This window comes from Yinghuangia sp. YIM S09857, assembly GCF_051388915.1.
Classification (GTDB): domain Bacteria; phylum Actinomycetota; class Actinomycetes; order Streptomycetales; family Streptomycetaceae; genus Yinghuangia.
On the sequence record NZ_JBPKBH010000005.1, the window covers coordinates 436,896 to 454,019 of the forward strand.

Annotated in this window: 9 protein-coding genes; 6 read left to right on the plus strand and 3 right to left on the minus strand. The window is 72.4% G+C overall.

The genetic code is table 11. The features are described from left to right. Window positions 1–17 precede the first annotated feature (17 nt). Window positions 18–2,642: an alpha-glucan family phosphorylase gene (glgP, locus tag ACRX5S_RS13375; protein WP_436773211.1), complete on the minus strand. Its 2,625-nt coding sequence runs from the start codon at window positions 2,640–2,642 to the stop codon at window positions 18–20. Window positions 2,643–3,070: 428 nt separating this feature from the next. On the opposite strand from glgP, the gene ACRX5S_RS13380 reads away from it, so the two are divergent. The 5 genes from ACRX5S_RS13380 (at window position 3,071) to ACRX5S_RS13400 (ending at window position 11,173) form a co-directional block, all read left to right on the plus strand. After that, entirely contained in the window at window positions 3,071–5,056 is a 1,986-nt protein-coding gene (locus ACRX5S_RS13380) for an alpha-1,4-glucan--maltose-1-phosphate maltosyltransferase (protein WP_436773105.1), read from the plus strand. After that, window positions 5,053–6,747 carry a maltose alpha-D-glucosyltransferase gene (gene treS / locus ACRX5S_RS13385; RefSeq protein WP_436773106.1) on the plus strand — a complete coding sequence of 565 codons (1,695 nt, stop codon included), beginning with the start codon at window positions 5,053–5,055 and terminating at the stop codon, window positions 6,745–6,747. Before ACRX5S_RS13380 ends, treS begins: the two co-directional genes overlap by 4 nt. Then, window positions 6,744–8,249, plus strand: a complete 1,506-nt coding sequence (locus ACRX5S_RS13390) for a maltokinase N-terminal cap-like domain-containing protein (RefSeq protein WP_436773107.1) — start codon at window positions 6,744–6,746, stop codon at window positions 8,247–8,249. The genes treS and ACRX5S_RS13390 overlap by 4 nt, the downstream gene beginning before the upstream one ends. A 58-nt stretch (window positions 8,250–8,307) precedes the next feature. Next, on the plus strand, window positions 8,308–10,512 hold the full coding sequence (gene glgB / locus ACRX5S_RS13395; protein WP_436773212.1) for a 1,4-alpha-glucan branching protein GlgB: 2,205 nt from the start codon (window positions 8,308–8,310) through the stop codon (window positions 10,510–10,512). Window positions 10,513–10,588: 76 nt separating this feature from the next. Continuing rightward, complete coding sequence (locus ACRX5S_RS13400) at window positions 10,589–11,173, plus strand: dihydrofolate reductase family protein (RefSeq protein WP_436773108.1); 585 nt, start codon at window positions 10,589–10,591, stop codon at window positions 11,171–11,173. 133 nt (window positions 11,174–11,306) lie between these two features. Here the strand turns inward: ACRX5S_RS13400 and ACRX5S_RS13405 are convergent, their stop codons facing one another. After that, window positions 11,307–12,314 carry an RNA polymerase subunit sigma-70 gene (locus ACRX5S_RS13405; RefSeq protein ID WP_436773109.1) on the minus strand — a complete coding sequence of 336 codons (1,008 nt, stop codon included), beginning with the start codon at window positions 12,312–12,314 and terminating at the stop codon, window positions 11,307–11,309. Window positions 12,315–12,348: 34 nt separating this feature from the next. Next, window positions 12,349–13,872: an SDR family oxidoreductase gene (locus ACRX5S_RS13410; protein WP_436773213.1), complete on the minus strand. Its 1,524-nt coding sequence runs from the start codon at window positions 13,870–13,872 to the stop codon at window positions 12,349–12,351. Window positions 13,873–15,939: 2,067 nt separating this feature from the next. Here ACRX5S_RS13410 and ACRX5S_RS13415 point away from each other — a divergent pair. Continuing rightward, entirely contained in the window at window positions 15,940–16,932 is a 993-nt protein-coding gene (locus ACRX5S_RS13415) for a MerR family transcriptional regulator (protein WP_436773110.1), read from the plus strand. Window positions 16,933–17,124: the final 192 nt, after the last annotated feature.

Consider the following 17,124-nt stretch of genomic DNA (forward strand, 5'->3'; position numbering starts at 1 on the left):
CCCCACGGTTCACCCGGTCAGCGCAACGGCAGTCCGTCGGCCACGCCTTCGCCGTCGGCCGGGACGGCGATCAGGCCGAGTTCGGCCGGGGTGGCGAGCAGCGCGTGCGCGGGCATCACCCGAACGGTGTAGCCGAACGGACCCGTTCGGTCCAACGCGAGCGAGCCCTCGTAGAACCAGCGGCCGTGCTCGTCGCGGCGCACCGGCTTCAGCGGGGCCACCGCGCCGTCCACGATCGCGTCGGCGCCGTCGACCCGGCCGTGCACCACCTGCACCTCCACGTCGGAGGGCCGCAGGTCGCCCAGGCTCACGAACACCCGCAGGTCGAGCGTGTTCCCGACCTCGGGGGCGTCCCCTATCCCGCCGGACTCGACGTGGTCCACGCGGACCTGCGGCCAGGCGCCGCGCACCTCGGCCTTCCACGCGGCCAGCGTCTTCGCCCCGGCCAGGCCGTCGGCGGCCATCGACCGGGCGGCCAGCGCCGCGGGCGCGTACAGGCCGTTGACGTAGTCCTTGACCATGCGCGACGCGAGGACCTTCGGCCCCAGCGACACCAGGGTGTGGCGGACCATCTCCAGCCACCGGGACGGCAGTCCGTCCGGGCCGCGGTCGTAGAACCGGGCCGCGACGTTGTGCTCGACCAGGTCGTAGAGGGCGTTGGCCTCCAGGTCGTCGCGCCGGTCCGGGTCCTCGACGCCGTCGGCGGTGGGGATGGCCCAGCCGTTCGAGCCGTCGTACCACTCGTCCCACCACCCGTCGAGGATCGACAGGTTGAGGCAGCCGTTGAGCGCGGCCTTCATGCCCGAGGTGCCGCACGCCTCCAGCGGGCGCAGCGGGTTGTTGAGCCACACGTCGCAGCCGGGGTACAGGTGCTGCGCCATGGCGATGTCGTAGTCCGGCAGGAAGACGATGCGGTGCCGCACGTCCTCCTGGTCGGAGAACTTCACCAGCTCCTGGACGAGCCGCTTGCCGCCCTCGTCGGCGGGGTGCGCCTTGCCCGCGACCACGATCTGGATCGGCCGCGTGGGGTGCAGCAGCAGGCCGCGCAGGCGCTCCTTGTCGCGCAGCATCAGGGTGAGGCGCTTGTACGAGGGCACGCGCCGGGCGAACCCGATGGTCAGCACGTCCGGGTCCAAGGCCTGCTCGGTCCAGCCCAGTTCGGCGTCCCCGGCACCGCGCAGCCGCCACGACTCGCGCAGCCGTACGCGCGCCTCCGCGACCAGCTTCGCGCGCAGCGTGCGCCGCAGGTCCCACACCGCCTGGGCCGGGATCCGCTCGATCGCGGTCCAGCCGTGCGCCTCCTCGGTCAGCTCCGGACCGATCTCGCGGGAGGCCGCCTCCAGGACGTCGCGGTCCACCCAGGTGGGCGCGTGCACGCCGTTGGTGATGGACCCGATGGGCACCTCGGCGGGGTCGAATCCCGGCCACAGGCCCGCGAACATGCCCTGGCTGACGTGCCCGTGCAGCTCGCTGACGCCGTTGGCGCGCTGGGCCAGCCGCAGGCCCATGACGGCCATGTTGAACACGCCCGGCTCGCCGCCCGGGAAGGTCTCGGCGCCCAGCGCGAGCACCCGGTCGACGGGGACGCCGGGGGCCTCGTTGTCGCCGCCGAAGTGCCGGGCGATCAGCTCGCGGTCGAACCGGTCGATGCCGGCCGGCACCGGGGTGTGGGTGGTGAACACCGTTCCGGCGCGGACCGCTTCGAGGGCCGCGTCGAAGTCCAGGCCGCTGCTCTCGTGGTACTCGCGGATGCGCTCGACGCCGAGGAACCCCGCGTGGCCCTCGTTGGTGTGGAAGACCTCGGGCTGCGGGTGGCCGGTGAGCGCGCAGAACTCGCGGACCGCGCGGACGCCGCCGATGCCGAGCAGCATTTCCTGGTGCAGGCGGTGCTCGCTGGTGCCGCCGTACAGCCGGTCGGTCACCTCGCGCTCGAACGCCTCGTTCTCCTCGATGTCGGAGTCGAGCAGCAGCAGCGGGACGCGGCCGACCTGCGCCTTCCAGATGCGGGCGTGCAGTTCGCGGCCGCCGGGCAGGCCGATGAGGATGCGGGCGGGCGTCCCGTCCGGGTGACGCACCAGCGTCAGCGGGAGCTCGTTGGGGTCGAGCAGCGGGTAGCGCTCCTGCTGCCAGCCGTCGCGGGAGAGCGACTGCCGGAAGTAGCCGTGCCGGTAGAGCAGGCCGACGCCGATGACCGGGACGCCGAGGTCGCTGGCGGCCTTGAGGTGGTCGCCGGCCAGGATGCCGAGGCCGCCGGAGTACTGCGGCAGGGCCGCGGTGATGCCGAACTCCGGGGAGAAGTAGGCGATCGCGGCGGGTGCGCCGTCCGGGGTGCCGCCCGGCTCGGGCAGCGACTGGTACCAGCGGGCACCGGTCAGATAGTCGTTCAGATCCCCCGCCGCGACCGTCAGTCGGGCCAGGAATCTGCGGTCCTCGGCGAGCGCGGCGAGCTTGTCGGTCGGCACCGCGCCGAGCAGGCGGACGGGGTCCTGACCGACTGCGGCCCAGGTCTCCGGATCGATGGACGCGAACAGGTCACGGGTTTCCGCGTGCCAGGACCAGCGGAGGTTCATCGCCAGCTGGCCTAGGGGCTCCAGTGGAGCGGGCAGAACCGTGCGCACGGTGAATCGGCGGATTGCTCTCACAGCCACCAGACCCTAGCCGGAACCCGGCATGACTTGCGACAGTGGATGCGTTGTGTTTGCAGGGATGGCAAGATCTTGCAGTGAATGCCTCACAACTGAACCAACCGCAGGCCCGGTGGGCCGAGTCCGTCCCCCGACCCGTGCGTTAATTGCGCCGTTTGGACCGTGCCCCGCCTGCCGTCGTGATCGTTGAATGAGCGCGTCCCTCGCCCACCTCTTCACGGGTGAGATCACGTGTCGCAATCGCCGTTACCGGGCAGTCGAGCAGGAGCGTGGGCATGGGCAGTGCGGCCAGGAAGCGTCCGGGTGCGTCGGTCCGATCCCCTCGGAAGTCCGCGGCCGCACCCGACCGCACGTCGGGCGCGGCCGGCGCCACCGCTGCCGCGGCCCACGCACCCGCCGTTCCCCACGCAGCAGGACCGGAGCCGATGATCGGTCGCATCCCCATCCTCGACGTCCAGCCCCTCGTCGACTGCGGCACGCGCCCCGCGCGCTGTGTCGCGGGCGAGTCCTTCGAGATCACCGCCACGGTGTTCCGCGAAGGACACGACGCCCTCGGCGTGAACCTCGTGCTCCGCGACCCGCGCGGACGCCAGGGCCCGTACCTGCCGATGACGCAGGGCGCGCCCGGGACCGACCGATGGCACGCCGAAGTCGCCCCGCCCGCCGAGGGCATGTGGTCGTACGCCGTCGAGGCGTGGAGCGACCCGGTCGGCACCTGGCGGCACGCCGCGGAGATCAAGGTGCCGGCCGGGATGGACGTCGAACTCATGCTGGAGGAGGGTGCCCGGCTCCTGGAGCGCGCCGCCGAGGGCGTGTCCAAGCGCGCCGGCCGGGCCCCCGTCCTGGAGGCGGTCGACGTGCTGCGGGACGCGGACCGCCCCGCCGAGGAACGCCTGGCCGCGGCCCTGTCCCCCGCGGTGACCGCCGTGCTGGCCGCCCACCCGCTGCGCGAACTGGTCACCTCCAGCCCCCGGTTCCCGCTCCAGGTGGAGCGCCGCCGGGCGCTCTTCGGATCGTGGTACGAGTTCTTCCCGCGCTCCGAGGGCGCCGAGGTCGACCCCGCGGGCGTCCTGCCGCCCCGCTCCGGGACGTTCCGCACCGCGATGGAACGGCTCCCGGCGATCGCCGCGATGGGCTTCGACGTCGTCTACCTGCCGCCGATTCACCCGATCGGCACAGCGTTCCGCAAGGGACCCAACAACACGCTGGAGGCCGGGCCGCACGACCCCGGCTCGCCGTGGGCGATCGGCTCGCCGGAGGGCGGCCACGACACCGTGCACCCGGACCTGGGCACCATCGAGGACTTCGACGCGTTCGTGGCGCGCGCCCGCGAACTGCGCCTGGAAGTCGCCCTCGACTTCGCGCTCCAGGTCTCCCCGGACCACCCGTGGGTGCAGAAGCACCCGGAGTGGTTCACCCGAAGGGCGGACGGATCGATCGCCTACGCGGAGAACCCGCCGAAGAAGTACCAGGACATCTACCCGGTCAACTTCGACGAGGACTTCCTCGGCATCGTGCGGGAGACGCTGCGGGTCCTGCGCTTCTGGATGAAGCACGGCGTCCGGATCTTCCGGGTCGACAACCCGCACACCAAGCCGGTGGTCTTCTGGGAGAAGGTCATCGCGGAGGTCAACGGGCGCGACCCCGACGTCATCTTCCTGGCCGAGGCGTTCACCCGTCCGGCGATGATGCACACGCTGGCGAAGATCGGGTTCCAGCAGTCCTACACGTACTTCACCTGGCGCACCGGCAAGGCCGAGTTGCAGGAGTACCTGACCGAGCTTTCCGGCGACGCGGCGGCGTACATGCGCCCCAACTTCTTCGTGAACACGCCGGACATCCTGCACGCGTCACTCCAGTACGGCGGGCCCGCGGCGTTCAAGATCCGCGCCGCGCTGGCCGCCACGCTGTCCCCGACGTGGGGCGTGTACGCCGGGTTCGAGCTGTTCGAGCACGTCGCGGCGGCGCCCGGCAGCGAGGAGTACCTGGACTCCGAGAAGTACCAGTACCGCCCGCGGGACTGGGCCGCGGCGGAGCGCGAGGGCCGGTCGCTGGCGCCGTACCTGACGGTCCTCAACCGCGCGCGCCGACACCATCCGTCCTTGCAACATCTGCGAAACCTGAGATTCCACCACACCGACAACGATGCGGTGATGGCCTTCTCCAAGCGCACCCGGACGGGTGATGCGGACGATCTCGTCGTGGTCGTGGTGAACCTCGACCCGCACGCGGTCCACGAGGCCACCGTGTCCCTGGACATGCCGTCGCTCGGCATGGACTGGCAGGACACGTTCCCGGTGCACGACGAGTTCACCGGGGCGAGTTACCGCTGGGGTCAGCACAACTACGTGCGCCTCGACCCGGCACTCGAACCCGCGCATCTCTTCTCGGTCCGGAGGAACAACCCGTGATCGTCAATGAACCCATCTCCGACACTTTTGACGACACACCCCGCAGCCGCCGCGACCCGCTGTGGTTCAAGCGCGCCGTCTTCTACGAGGTCCTGGTCCGCTCGTTCCAGGACAGCAACGGCGACGGCGTCGGCGACCTCAAGGGGCTGACCGCCAAGCTGGACTACCTGCAATGGCTCGGCGTCGACTGCCTGTGGCTGCCGCCGTTCTTCGCCTCGCCGCTGCGCGACGGGGGCTACGACGTCGCCGACTACACCGCGGTGCTGCCGGAGTTCGGCGACCTCGCCGACTTCGTGGAGTTCGTGGACGCCGCGCACAAGCGCGGCATGCGGGTCGTCATCGACTTCGTCATGAACCACACCAGCGATCAGCACATGTGGTTCCAGGAGTCGCGCAGCAACCCGGACGGCCCGTACGGCGACTACTACGTCTGGGCCGACGACGACAAGCAGTACGGCGACGCGCGCATCATCTTCGTCGACACCGAGACGTCCAACTGGACGTACGACCCGGTCCGCAAGCAGTACTACTGGCACCGCTTCTTCAGCCACCAGCCGGACCTGAACTACGAGAACCCGCGCGTCCAGGAGGAGATGCTGGCCGGCCTGCGCTTCTGGCTCGACCTCGGCATCGACGGCTTCCGGCTGGACGCGGTCCCGTACCTCTTCGCCGAAGAGGGCACGAACTGCGAGAACCTGCCCGCCACCCACGAGTTCCTCAAGCGGGTGCGCAAGGAGATCGACGACAAGTACCCCGACACGGTGCTGCTCGCCGAGGCCAACCAGTGGCCCGAGGACGTCGTCGACTACTTCGGCGACGGCGACGAGTGCCACATGGCGTTCCACTTCCCCGTCATGCCGCGCATCTTCATGGCCGTGCGCCGCGAGTCGCGCTACCCGGTCTCGGAGATCCTGGCCGGCACGCCGTCGATCCCGCTCAACTGCCAGTGGGGCATCTTCCTGCGCAACCACGACGAGCTCACGCTCGAAATGGTGACCGACGAAGAGCGCGACTACATGTACGCGGAGTACGCCAAGGACCCGCGCATGCGCGCCAACGTCGGCATCCGCCGCCGCCTCGCGCCGCTCCTGGACAACGACCGCAACCAGATCGAGCTGTTCACCGCCTTACTGCTGTCGCTGCCCGGCTCGCCGGTCCTGTACTACGGCGACGAGATCGGCATGGGCGACAACATCTGGCTCGGCGACCGCGACGGCGTGCGCACGCCCATGCAGTGGACGCCCGACCGCAACGCCGGGTTCTCCGCGTGCGATCCGGGCCGCCTCTACCTGCCGACCATCATGGACCCGGTCTACGGCTACCAGGTCACCAACGTCGAGGCCCAGATGAGCAGCGCGTCGTCGCTGCTGCACTGGACCCGCCGGATGATCGAGGTCCGCAAGCAGAACCCGGCCTTCGGGCTGGGCGTCTACAACGAGCTGTCCTCGTCGAACCCGTCGGTGCTCGCGTTCCTGCGCGAGTACGAGGACGACATCGTGCTGTGCGTCCACAACTTCTCCCGGTTCGCCCAGCCGACCGAGCTCGACCTGCGCCAGTTCGAGACATACCAGCCCGTCGAACTGCTCGGCGGGGTGACTTTCCCGGCGATCGGCGAACTTCCGTATCTTCTGACGCTGGCCGGGCACGGTTTCTACTGGTTCCGACTCACCCGGGGAGCGCGAACGCTGTGACAGAGTCCACCCGACCCCACGACCTGCGCGGTATTCCGCTGGACGCCGTCTGCGGACAGCTCCTGCCCTGGCTGCCGCGGCAGAGATGGTTCGCCGGCAAGGGCCGGACGATCCGAGGGGTCCGGGTGGTCTCCGCGGTCGAGGTGGTGCGCGGCGACCCGGCGATGTTCCACCTCGTGCTCGCCGTCGAGCACGAGGCCGCCGCCGGGCACCCCGCCGACGTCGACCACTACCAACTGCTGCTCGGCGTACGCCGGTGGCGCATCGACCGGCTCGACTACGCCACCATCGGCCGGGTGCGCGGCGGCACGCACGACGGCACGGTGCTGTACGACGCCGCGCACGACAGCGAGTTGTCGCGGTGGCTGCTGGAACGGTTCGCCGAGGCGGGCGCCGGCACATCCGCCGCGGCCGGCCCGCTGGTGTTCCACCGGTACGCCGAACAACCGCCGCGCACCGGACTCGCGGGCCTGGTGGTGGGCGCCGAGCAGTCCAACACCTCGATCGTCTTCGGCGACGACGTCATCATGAAGCTGTTCCGCCGGCTCACTCCCGGCGTCAACCCCGACCTGGAGCTCTGCCTGGCCCTCGCGGACGCCGGATCCCGGCGCATTCCGCAGCCGGTGGCGTGGTTCGAGGCCGAGTTCGGCGGCGAGACCACCACGCTCGGCCTGCTCCAGGAGTACCTGCGCACCGGCACCGACGGCTGGGAGCTGGCCAAGACCTCGGTCCGCGACCTGTACGCCGACCAGGACCTGCACGGCATCGGCTCGGCCGACGCGCTGCGCGCCCACGAGGTGGGCGGCGACTTCGCCGGGGAGTCCTTCCGGCTCGGCGTCGCCACCGCCGAGGTGCACGCCGACCTGGCCCGCACGCTGCCCACCGAGACCGCCGGGGAACCGCAGCTCGCCGCGCTGGCCGAGCAGATGAGCCGCCGCCTGGACGCCGCCACCGAGGTGGTCGCCGACCTCGCGCCGTTCGCGGACCGGCTGCGCGACGCCTACCGCGACCTGGCTCGCCTGGGCCGCGAGGACCACCCGGTGCCGTTGCAGCGCATCCACGGCGACTTCCACCTCGGCCAGGTCATGCGCACCGCGACCCGGTGGGTCCTCATCGACTTCGAGGGCGAGCCCGCGCAGCCGCTGGTCGAGCGGCGCGCGCTGCACTCGCCGCTGCGCGACGTCGCGGCCATGCTGCGCTCCTTCGACTACGCGGCGCGCCACCTGCTCGCCGAGCGCCGGGCGGGCGGGGCGGGGAGCCCCGCGCCGCACCTGGTGCGCCGGGCCGAGGAGTGGGCGATGCGCAACCGCGACGCCTTCTGCGCCGGGTACGCCAAGGCCGGGGCGGTCGACCCGCGCGCCGAACCGGTCCTGCTGCGCGCCTTCGAGACCGACAAGGCGGTCTACGAGGTCGTGTACGAGTCCGGGAACCGCCCCACCTGGCTCCCCGTACCGATGTCCGCGATCCGCCGCCTCGCCGACCGGGCACCCCAACCGCACTGAGCCGTGCGGGTCGTTCCCGCCACCCCTGGAGGTCAGCAACGTGACGCCCACTCACCTGGTGGACCCCGTGGAATCCGTCCTCACCGACGTCGTCGCCGCGCCCGCCGCGCCGCCGGTCGATCCGGCCGAGCTGCGGCGCGTGCTGGACGCCGCCCACCACGACCCGCACTCCGTCCTCGGCCCCCACCCGGGCGCCGGCGGGGCGGACGGCATCGTGCTGCGGGTGCTGCGCCCGTGGGCCGAGCGCGTCGTCGTCGTCGCGGAGGAACGGCGGTACGAGCTCGCGCACGAGGCCGAGGGCCTGTTCTCCGGCGTCCTGCCGGGCGACAAGGTGCCGGACTACCGGCTGGAGGTGACGTACGAGGGCACCGTGCTGGTGACCGACGACCCGTACCGCTTCCTGCCCACGCTCGGCGAGCTCGACCTGCACCTGATCAGCGAGGGCCGGCACGAGAAGCTGTGGACGGTGCTCGGCGCGCACGTGCGCGCGTACGAGACCGGCGACGCGGGCGAGACCGTCACCGGCACGGCCTTCGCGGTGTGGGCACCCAACGCCCAGGGCGTGCGCCTGGTCGGGGACTTCAACTACTGGGACGGCACCGCGCATCCGATGCGGTCGCTGGGATCGTCGGGCGTGTGGGAGCTGTTCGTGCCCGACGTGGGCGACGGCGCCAAGTACAAGTTCGAGATCATGGGCCGGGACGGGCACCTGCGGCAGAAGGCCGACCCGATGGCGTTCGCGACCGAGGTCCCGCCGCAGACGGCGTCCGTGGTGAGCACCTCGTGGTACGCGTGGGGCGACGGCGAGTGGATGGCGGCGCGCGCCGGGCGCGAGCACCACGCGCTGCCGATGAGCGTGTACGAGGTCCACCTCGGGTCGTGGCGGCCGGGCCTGACGTACCGCGAGATCGCCGAGCAACTCCCGGCGTACGCCAAGGACATGGGCTTCACGCACGTGGAGTTCCTGCCGGTGGCCGAGCACCCCTTCGGCGGCTCGTGGGGCTACCAGGTGACCTCCTACTACGCCCCGACCTCGCGGTTCGGCTCGCCCGACGACTTCCGGCACCTGGTGGACGCACTGCACCGGGCCGGGATCGGCGTCATCGTCGACTGGGTGCCGGCGCACTTCCCGAAGGACGACTGGGCCCTCGCCCGCTTCGACGGCACGCCGCTGTACGAGCACCCGGACCCGCGGCGCGGCGAACACCCCGACTGGGGCACGCTCGTCTTCGACTACGGCCGCCACGAGGTGCGCAACTTCCTGGTGGCGAACGCGGTCTACTGGTGCGAGGAGTTCCACATCGACGGCCTGCGCGTGGACGCGGTCGCCTCGATGCTGTACCTCGACTACTCGCGCGAGGGCGGCGACTGGGCACCCAACTCCGAGGGCGGGCGCGAGAACTGGGACGCGGTGGCGTTCCTCCAGGAGATGAACGCGACGGTGTACCGGCGGGCGCCGGGCATCGTCACGATCGCCGAGGAGTCCACCGCGTGGGACGGCGTGACGCGCGCGACGTCGCACGGCGGCCTCGGATTCGGCCTGAAGTGGAACATGGGGTGGATGCACGACTCGCTGGTGTACATCCAGAAGGAGCCGATCCACCGCCAGTACCACCACAACGACATCACCTTCTCGCTGATGTACGCGTGGAGCGAGAACTACGTGCTGCCGATCAGCCACGACGAGGTCGTGCACGGCAAGAAGTCGCTGCTGCACAAGATGCCGGGCGACCGCTGGCAGCAGATGGCGAACACGCGCGCCTACCTGGGCTTCATGTGGTCCCACCCGGGCAAGCAACTCCTCTACATGGGCACCGAGTTCGCCCAGGACGCCGAGTGGTCGGAGGCGCACGGGCTGGACTGGTGGCTGCTCGACCACGCCGAACACCAGGGCGTACAGCGGCTGGTGCGCGACCTGAACACGATCTACCGGGACACACCCGCCCTTTGGGCGCGGGACACGACCCCCGACGGGTTCACGTGGATCGACGGCGGGAACGCGGCGGACAACGTCCTGTCGTACATCCGGCACGGCGCAAACGGCGAGCTGCTGGTCGCGGTGTGCAACTTCTCGCCGCTGGTACGCCAGGACTTCGGCGTGCACATGCCGGTCCCCGGTGTGTGGCACGAGGTGCTGAACACTGACGCCTCGGTCTACGGCGGCAGCGACGTCCGCAACACGGGCGACATCCGCACGGACGACGCGGGGTTGGCGATGCTCACGCTGCCGCCGCTGGCAACGGTGTGGCTGAGCCCGAAGTAGACGTTCAGGACACCGATGAGGTTTCCGCGCCGCGGTCGTCGGTATCTGTGGGACCCACTCACAGGAGGCTGCCGCGATGCGGAAACTGATCTACGGCATGAACGTGACCCTGGACGGCTACACCGCCGCGATCGGCGACGACATCGGGTGGAGCGGAGGAGACGGACCGGACTCGTCGCCGGGCGCCGAGTTCTTCCAGTGGTGGTACGAGCAGATGGCGGCGAGCGAGCTGTCGCTGTACGGGCGCAAGCTGTGGGAGGCGATGAGCTCCCATTGGCCGACCGCCGACCGGCAGCCGGGCGCCACCCCCGCGGAGATCGCGTTCGGGCGCCTCTGGCGGGACATGCCGAAGGTGGTGTTCTCGTCGACGATCGACAAGGTCGACTGGAACACCCGCCTGGTCACGGGTGACGCGGTCGCCGAGATCACCCGGCTCAAGGCCGAGGACGGCGGCCCGATGGACATCGGCGGCGCGACGCTCGCGGGTGCGGCCATGCGGGCCGGGTTGATCGACGAGTACATGTTGGTCACCGCGCCGGTCCTGGTGGGCGGCGGCACGCCGTACTTCAGTGCGCTGGACAGGTGGGTGAACCTGAGGCTGATCGAGACGCGGACCTTTCCCGGCGGCCTGGTGCTGACCCGGTACGAGACGAGGCGGTGAGCGCGGGGCGTCTCCGGTCGCGGCGTCCGGTCGCGGCGTCTTGTCACGGCGTCCGGTCGCGGCATCCAGTCGCGGCATCCAGTCACGGCATCCAGTCACGGCATCCAGTCACGCCGTCCGGTCCGGCGCCCGGTCACAACGTCGCCGGCAGGCCCAGCCACGGCTTGTCGGCGGCGTCGAATCCGGTGAGTTCGGCGATCCTCCCGTCGACGATGTGCAGGACCGCCATGGTGAACAGCCGGTATTCCGAGTCGCCCGGGGTGCGGAGGTACAGCGCGGCTGCGGGCATGCGGTTGACCGTCGTGGCGGTGCAGCGCCAGTCGTCGTAGCCGTGCCGGAAGAGGCCGCTGGAGACCCAGCCGTCCACCGCCTCCTCGGCCCCGACGGTCACGGTGCCCGGGTCGGGCAGCATCGTGAAGCGAAGGTCGTCGCGCAGCAGGGCCATGATCCCGTCGGCGTCGTTGCGCTCATGGGCTTCCATGTACGACTTGACCACGCCGCGCTCGTCGTCCGACAACTCGTGCGTGGCCGGGCGCCGCCAGTCGAGGCGGCGGTCGGGCAGGTGCCCGCGGACCGTCACGCGCGCGCGTTGCAGCGCGCTGGTCACCGAGGCGACGGTCAGTTCCAGGGCCTCGGCGGCCTTCGGCGCCGGCCAGCCGAGGACGTCGCGCACGATGAACACCGCCCGCTGACGCGGCGGCAGGTGCTGGACGGCGACGATGAACGCCAGTTCGATCGTCTCCCGCGCCACCGCCGCTTCCTGTGGGTCCTCCGGGAGCATCCGGTCCGGGTAGGGCTGGAGGTAGTGCACTTCCGAGCCCGCCCCGGGCAGGTCGGCGGGCACCGGTGTGCGGTCGTTGCGCTTGTCCAGGAAGTCGAGGCAGGCGTTCGTGGCGATCCGGTACAGCCAGGTCCGCAGCGCGGCGTGTCCCTTGAACGTTTCCCGCTTGTTCCACACGCGCAGGAACGTCTCCTGCGTCATGTCCTGGGCATCGTCGTAGTTCGCGAGCATCCGGTAGCAGTGCACGTGCAGTTCGCGCCGGTAGCCCTCGGTGACGAGCGCGAGGCGCGCCGCGTCGCCCGAGCGCGCCGCCGCGATGAACGCGGCCTCGTCGTCGCCTGGTTGCCTGGCGTCGGTCATGGTCGTCAATCCTTCCGCGGTGACAAGCGGGATGTCAGAACTGACGACGTGGCGGGCGTTTTCTGAGCGGTGCGGCCGACATCCCCTCCGGAGGCCGGGCGCCGGGGCTCTCGCAGGCGGCGGTGATGTTGCGGGCCATGCCACCGAACACGACGGCGTGGAAAGGCGCGACGCTCCACCAGTAGAGGTGGCCGCTCAGGCCGTGCGGGTGGAACAGCGCGCGCTGGCGGTAGCGCGTCGTGCCGTCCTCGTCGGCGGCGACGGCGAGTTCCAGCCAGGCGAGGCCGGGCAGGCGCATCTCGGCGCGCAGGCGCAGGAGTTCGCCGGGGCGGATCTCCTCGACGCGCCAGAAGTCGAGCGAGTCGCCGACGCGGAGGCGGGCCGCGTCCCGTCGGCCCCGGCGCAGGCCGACACCGCCGACGAGGCGGTCCAGCCAGCCGCGCACCGCCCAGGCCAACGGGAAGGAGTACCAGCCGTTTTCGCCGCCGATGCCCTCGATCACGCGCCACAGCTCGGCGGGCGGGGCGTCCACGGTGCGCTCGCGCACGTCGGTGTAGAGGCTGCCGCCCGCCCAGTCGGGGTCGGTGGGCAGCGGGTCGCTCGGGGCGCCGGGGACGCCGGCCGACGACCAGCGGGTGGCCACATCGGCCTCGCGCACGCGGCGCAGGGCCAGGTCGAGTGAGGCGAGGAAGCCGACGGGGCCGCCGGGGAGGTCGGGCACGTACCGCGCGATGTCCCGTTCCCGGCACACCACTTCGTGGCGCAGCGACTCGGTGAGCGGGCGGGCGAGCGCGCCGGGGACGGGGGTGACGAGGCCGACCCACTGGCTGGACAGCCTCGGCGTCAGGACCGGGACGGACAGGATCAGGCGGCTGGGTAGGCCCGCGGCCTTCGCGTACCCGTGCATCATCTGGCGGTACGTCAGCACGTCCGGACCGCCGATGTCGAACGTCCGGTTCACGTCCTCGGGCAGCGCCGCGGCCCCGACCAGGAGGCGCAACACGTCCCGCACCGCGATCGGTTGGATCCGGGTGTCCACCCAGCGCGGTGTCACCATGACGGGCAGCCGCTCGGTGAGGTAGCGCAGCATCTCGAAGGACGCGGATCCGGAGCCGATGACCACGGCGGCGCGCAACACCGCGGTCGGGACGCCGGACGCGAGCAGGATGCGGCCGACCTCGGCGCGTGAGCGGAGGTGCGGCGACAGGTCGCGCTCGGGGACGCCCTGCGGGGTGAGGCCGCCGAGGTAGACGATGCGGCGTACGCCCGCGGCCTCGGCCTCCCGGGCGAAGAGCCGCGCGGCCTCGCGGTCGGCCCTCTCGAAGTCCCGCCCGCCGCCGAGCCCGTGCACGAGGTAATACGCGACGTCGACCCCGTCGAACGCCCCGGCGAGCGACGCCGCGTCCGTCACGTCGCCCCGGTGGACCTCGACACGGTCCGCCCACGGGTGATCGCGCAGCTTGGCGGGCGTGCGGGCGAGGCACCGGACGGCGTACCCGGCGGCGAGCAGCTCGGGGACGAGGCGCCCGCCGATGTACCCGGTGGCGCCGGTGACCAGGCAGAGGGAGCCGCCACCGGGGACATGGGGGTTGGGGCCGGGGCTGGGGCCCGGGTTGGGGTTGGGGTTGGAGGCGGGGCTGGGGCCATGGCTGGGGTTGGGGTCAGGGCTGGCGTTGGGGCCAAGGCTGGGGCCGGAGTGGGGGCTGGAGTTGGGGGCGGGGTTTGGGCTGGAGGCGGGGCTGGGGCTGGGAGCGGGGTTGGGGTTCGAGGCGGGGCTGGGGCTGGAGTTGGAGGCGGGGTTGGGGGCGGGGCTCGGACTGAGCTCATGCTCGCGGTCACTCCGACCCTCCCGATCGCGCCCGTCCCCGCGATTGCCCCCGCCCTCGCGGCCACCCTCCCCCTCCCGATCGCGCCCGTCCCCACGGCTGCCCCGGCGTTCGCCAGCGCCCTCCTCCTCCCTGTCGCACCCGCCCCCACGGCTGCCTTCGACCTCACGACTGCCCCCGCGTTCGCGGGCGCCCTCCCCCTCCCCGTCGCACCCGCCCCCACGACTGCCTTCGACCTCACGACCGCCCCCGCGTTCGCGGGCGCCCTCCCCCTCCCGATCACACCCGTCCCCACGGCTGCCTTCGACCTCACGACTGCCCCCGCGTTCGCGGGCGCCCTCCCCCTCCCCGTCGCACCCGCCCCCACGACTGCCTTCGACCTCACGACCGCCCCCGCGTTCGCGGGCGCCCTCCCCCTCCCGATCACACCCGTCCCCACGGCTGCCTTCGACCTCACGACTGCCCCCGCGTTCGCGGGCGCCCTCCCCCTCCCCGTCGCACCCGCCCCCACGACTGCCTTCGACCTCACGACCGCCCCCGCGTTCGCGGGCGCCCTCCCCCTCCCGATCACACCCGTCCCCACGGCTGCCTTCGACCTCACGACTGCCCCCGCGTTCGCGGGCGCCCTCCCCCTCCCCGTCGCACCCGCCCCCACGACTGCCTTCGACCTCACGACCGCCCCCGCGTTCGCGGGCGCCCTCCCCCTCCCGATCACACCCGTCCCCACGGCTGCCTTCGACCTCACGACTGCCCCCGCGTTCGCGGGCGCCCTCCCCCTCCCCGTCGCACCCGCCCCCACGACTGCCTTCGACCTCACGACCGCCCCCGCGTTCGCGGGCGCCCTCCCCCTCCCGATCACACCCGTCCCCACGGCTGCCTTCGACCTCACGACTGCCCCCGCGTTCGCGGGCGCCCTCCCCCTCCCCGTCGCACCCGCCCCCACGACTGCCTTCGACCTCACGACTGCCCCCGCGTTCGCGGGCGCCTTCACCCTCGCGGTTGCCCTCGCTCTCACGCCCGTCGTCGCGAGCGTGCCTGTGGTCGGTGCGGTGGGCTGGGGGCGGGAACGTGGTGTCTTGCACGGGGGGCTCCGGCGGGTCCGGGCCCGCGGGATGCCGGAGGGGGGTCCGGGGCTGGGGCGCGGGCTGGGGCGGGGTCTCGGGCGCGGGCGCGGGGCATTGGGCGGCGGGCTGGGGCGCGCCCGCGCGGGATTGTGCGGGTCGTGCCGGTCGGCGTGGCGGGGATCGGCGTGGCAGGAATCGGCGTGGCCGGGGTCGAAGGTCATCAAGCGCCTGCGTTCGGTGCTCTCAGGCTGCCATGCCGCGTGCCGTCCGCCGTGCAGGCGCCGCCGACGGTCCCGCCGGGTGTCGCCGGGGTCCCCGGTGACGCGGCAATCCGGGCGCGGGCCGCCACCCGCGCCCGCCCGCGTACCTCCTCCTCCCGTACTGTCCGGTCCGGTCGGCCGGTCGGCCGACCGGCTTTGTCGTAGGGCGAGTTGCCGTCGGGGCTGACGTCCGGACGGGAGGTGAGCGCACCCAGCGCCCGCCGGGCCGAGCCGGTGACGCGCACGCCGAACCGGTACATCCGGCGGGCAGGGCCCAGGCGTCGGCCGGGCAATTCCCCGGAAACCCTCATGGGACCCTCCCGCGCAAGGCATGGTGTCCGAACGGCATCCCCATGCCTCTCAGAGTGGCCCTGGTTACGGTGGATGCAAGTTGCCTCGATTGTGCGTCGTTTCGCCGGAGCCCCCCGCGCGGCGGCCCGGACCCGACGTCGCACCGAGCCGATTGGCGCTGCCCATGCCCGAACACCCCCGAGGCGAGCGGCCGGACGCCGCTCCCGCCGACCCCGAGGCGGCCGCGTTCACCGCCGGCGCGGTGGCCCACCGCCTGGGCGTCGCGGTCACCACGCTGCGCAGTTGGGACCGCCGCTACGGCATCGGCGCGAGCCGCGCCAGCGCCGGCGGTCACCGTCGCTACACCACCGCCGACCTGGCCCGGCTGGAACGCGTGTGCGCGCTGGTCGCCGAAGGCATGCCGCTCGCCGACGCCGCCCGGCTCGCGGGCAGCGCCCCGGACGCTGTGCCCTGTCCCGCGCCCGGCACGGACGACGGCCCCGAGTCGCGCCGCCGCGGCGGCGGCGCGACGCTCCCGGTGCGGGCCGCCGGACGGGCCGGGCAGGGGCTCGCCCGCGCCGCGATGCGCCTGGACGCGGACACGGTGAAGGCGCTGCTGGAACGGACGTTCGCGGCGAAGGGCGTCGTGGACGGCTGGGAGGACCTGGCCCGGCCGGTCCTCTTCGGCATGGGCCGCAAGTGGGAGCGCGGGACGAGCGCCGCCGCGACGGACAAGTACGTCGAGGTGGAGCACCTGCTGTCCCAGTGCGTGTCCGCGGCCCTGCACCGCGTACGCCCGCCCGACGCCGATCCGCGCCCCACACCGCACGGGCGCGGCGCGCTGCTGGCGTGCACGGAGTCCGAGCTGCACACGCTCCCGCTGGAGGCGCTGTCCGCGGCGCTGACGGAACGTCGTTTGCCGGTACGCATGTTCGGCGCGGCCCTCCCCGACGCGGCCCTGTTGCGCGCGGTCCACAGGACCACCCCGGCCGCAGTGGTCCTGTGGTCGCAGACGGTCGACACGGCCGCCCCGCACACGCTGGCCGAGCTCGTCCCGATCCCGGGCGTCACGGTCTTCGCGGCGGGGCCGGGCTGGACGAAGTCCCAGCGCCCGCCCGGCATTCCGCATCTGTGCTCGCTGCCGGAGGCGGTCGCCCTGTTGGCGCGGGGCATCTGACGGCCGACAGCGCAGGCGGCAGACGGCTCAGGCGGCAGAGGGCCCGCGTGTCGGCGGTCGTCGTGCCGACGCATTCGCGGCCGCGGCGCACGGCTTCTCGTCCGCCTCCGCGGAGCGCGTCCGTCGGTGCGGCGGCGCGGCGGTCGTCGACTCCCGTTCCGGAAGCGAAATCGGCGGCCCTCCGGGTGGAGG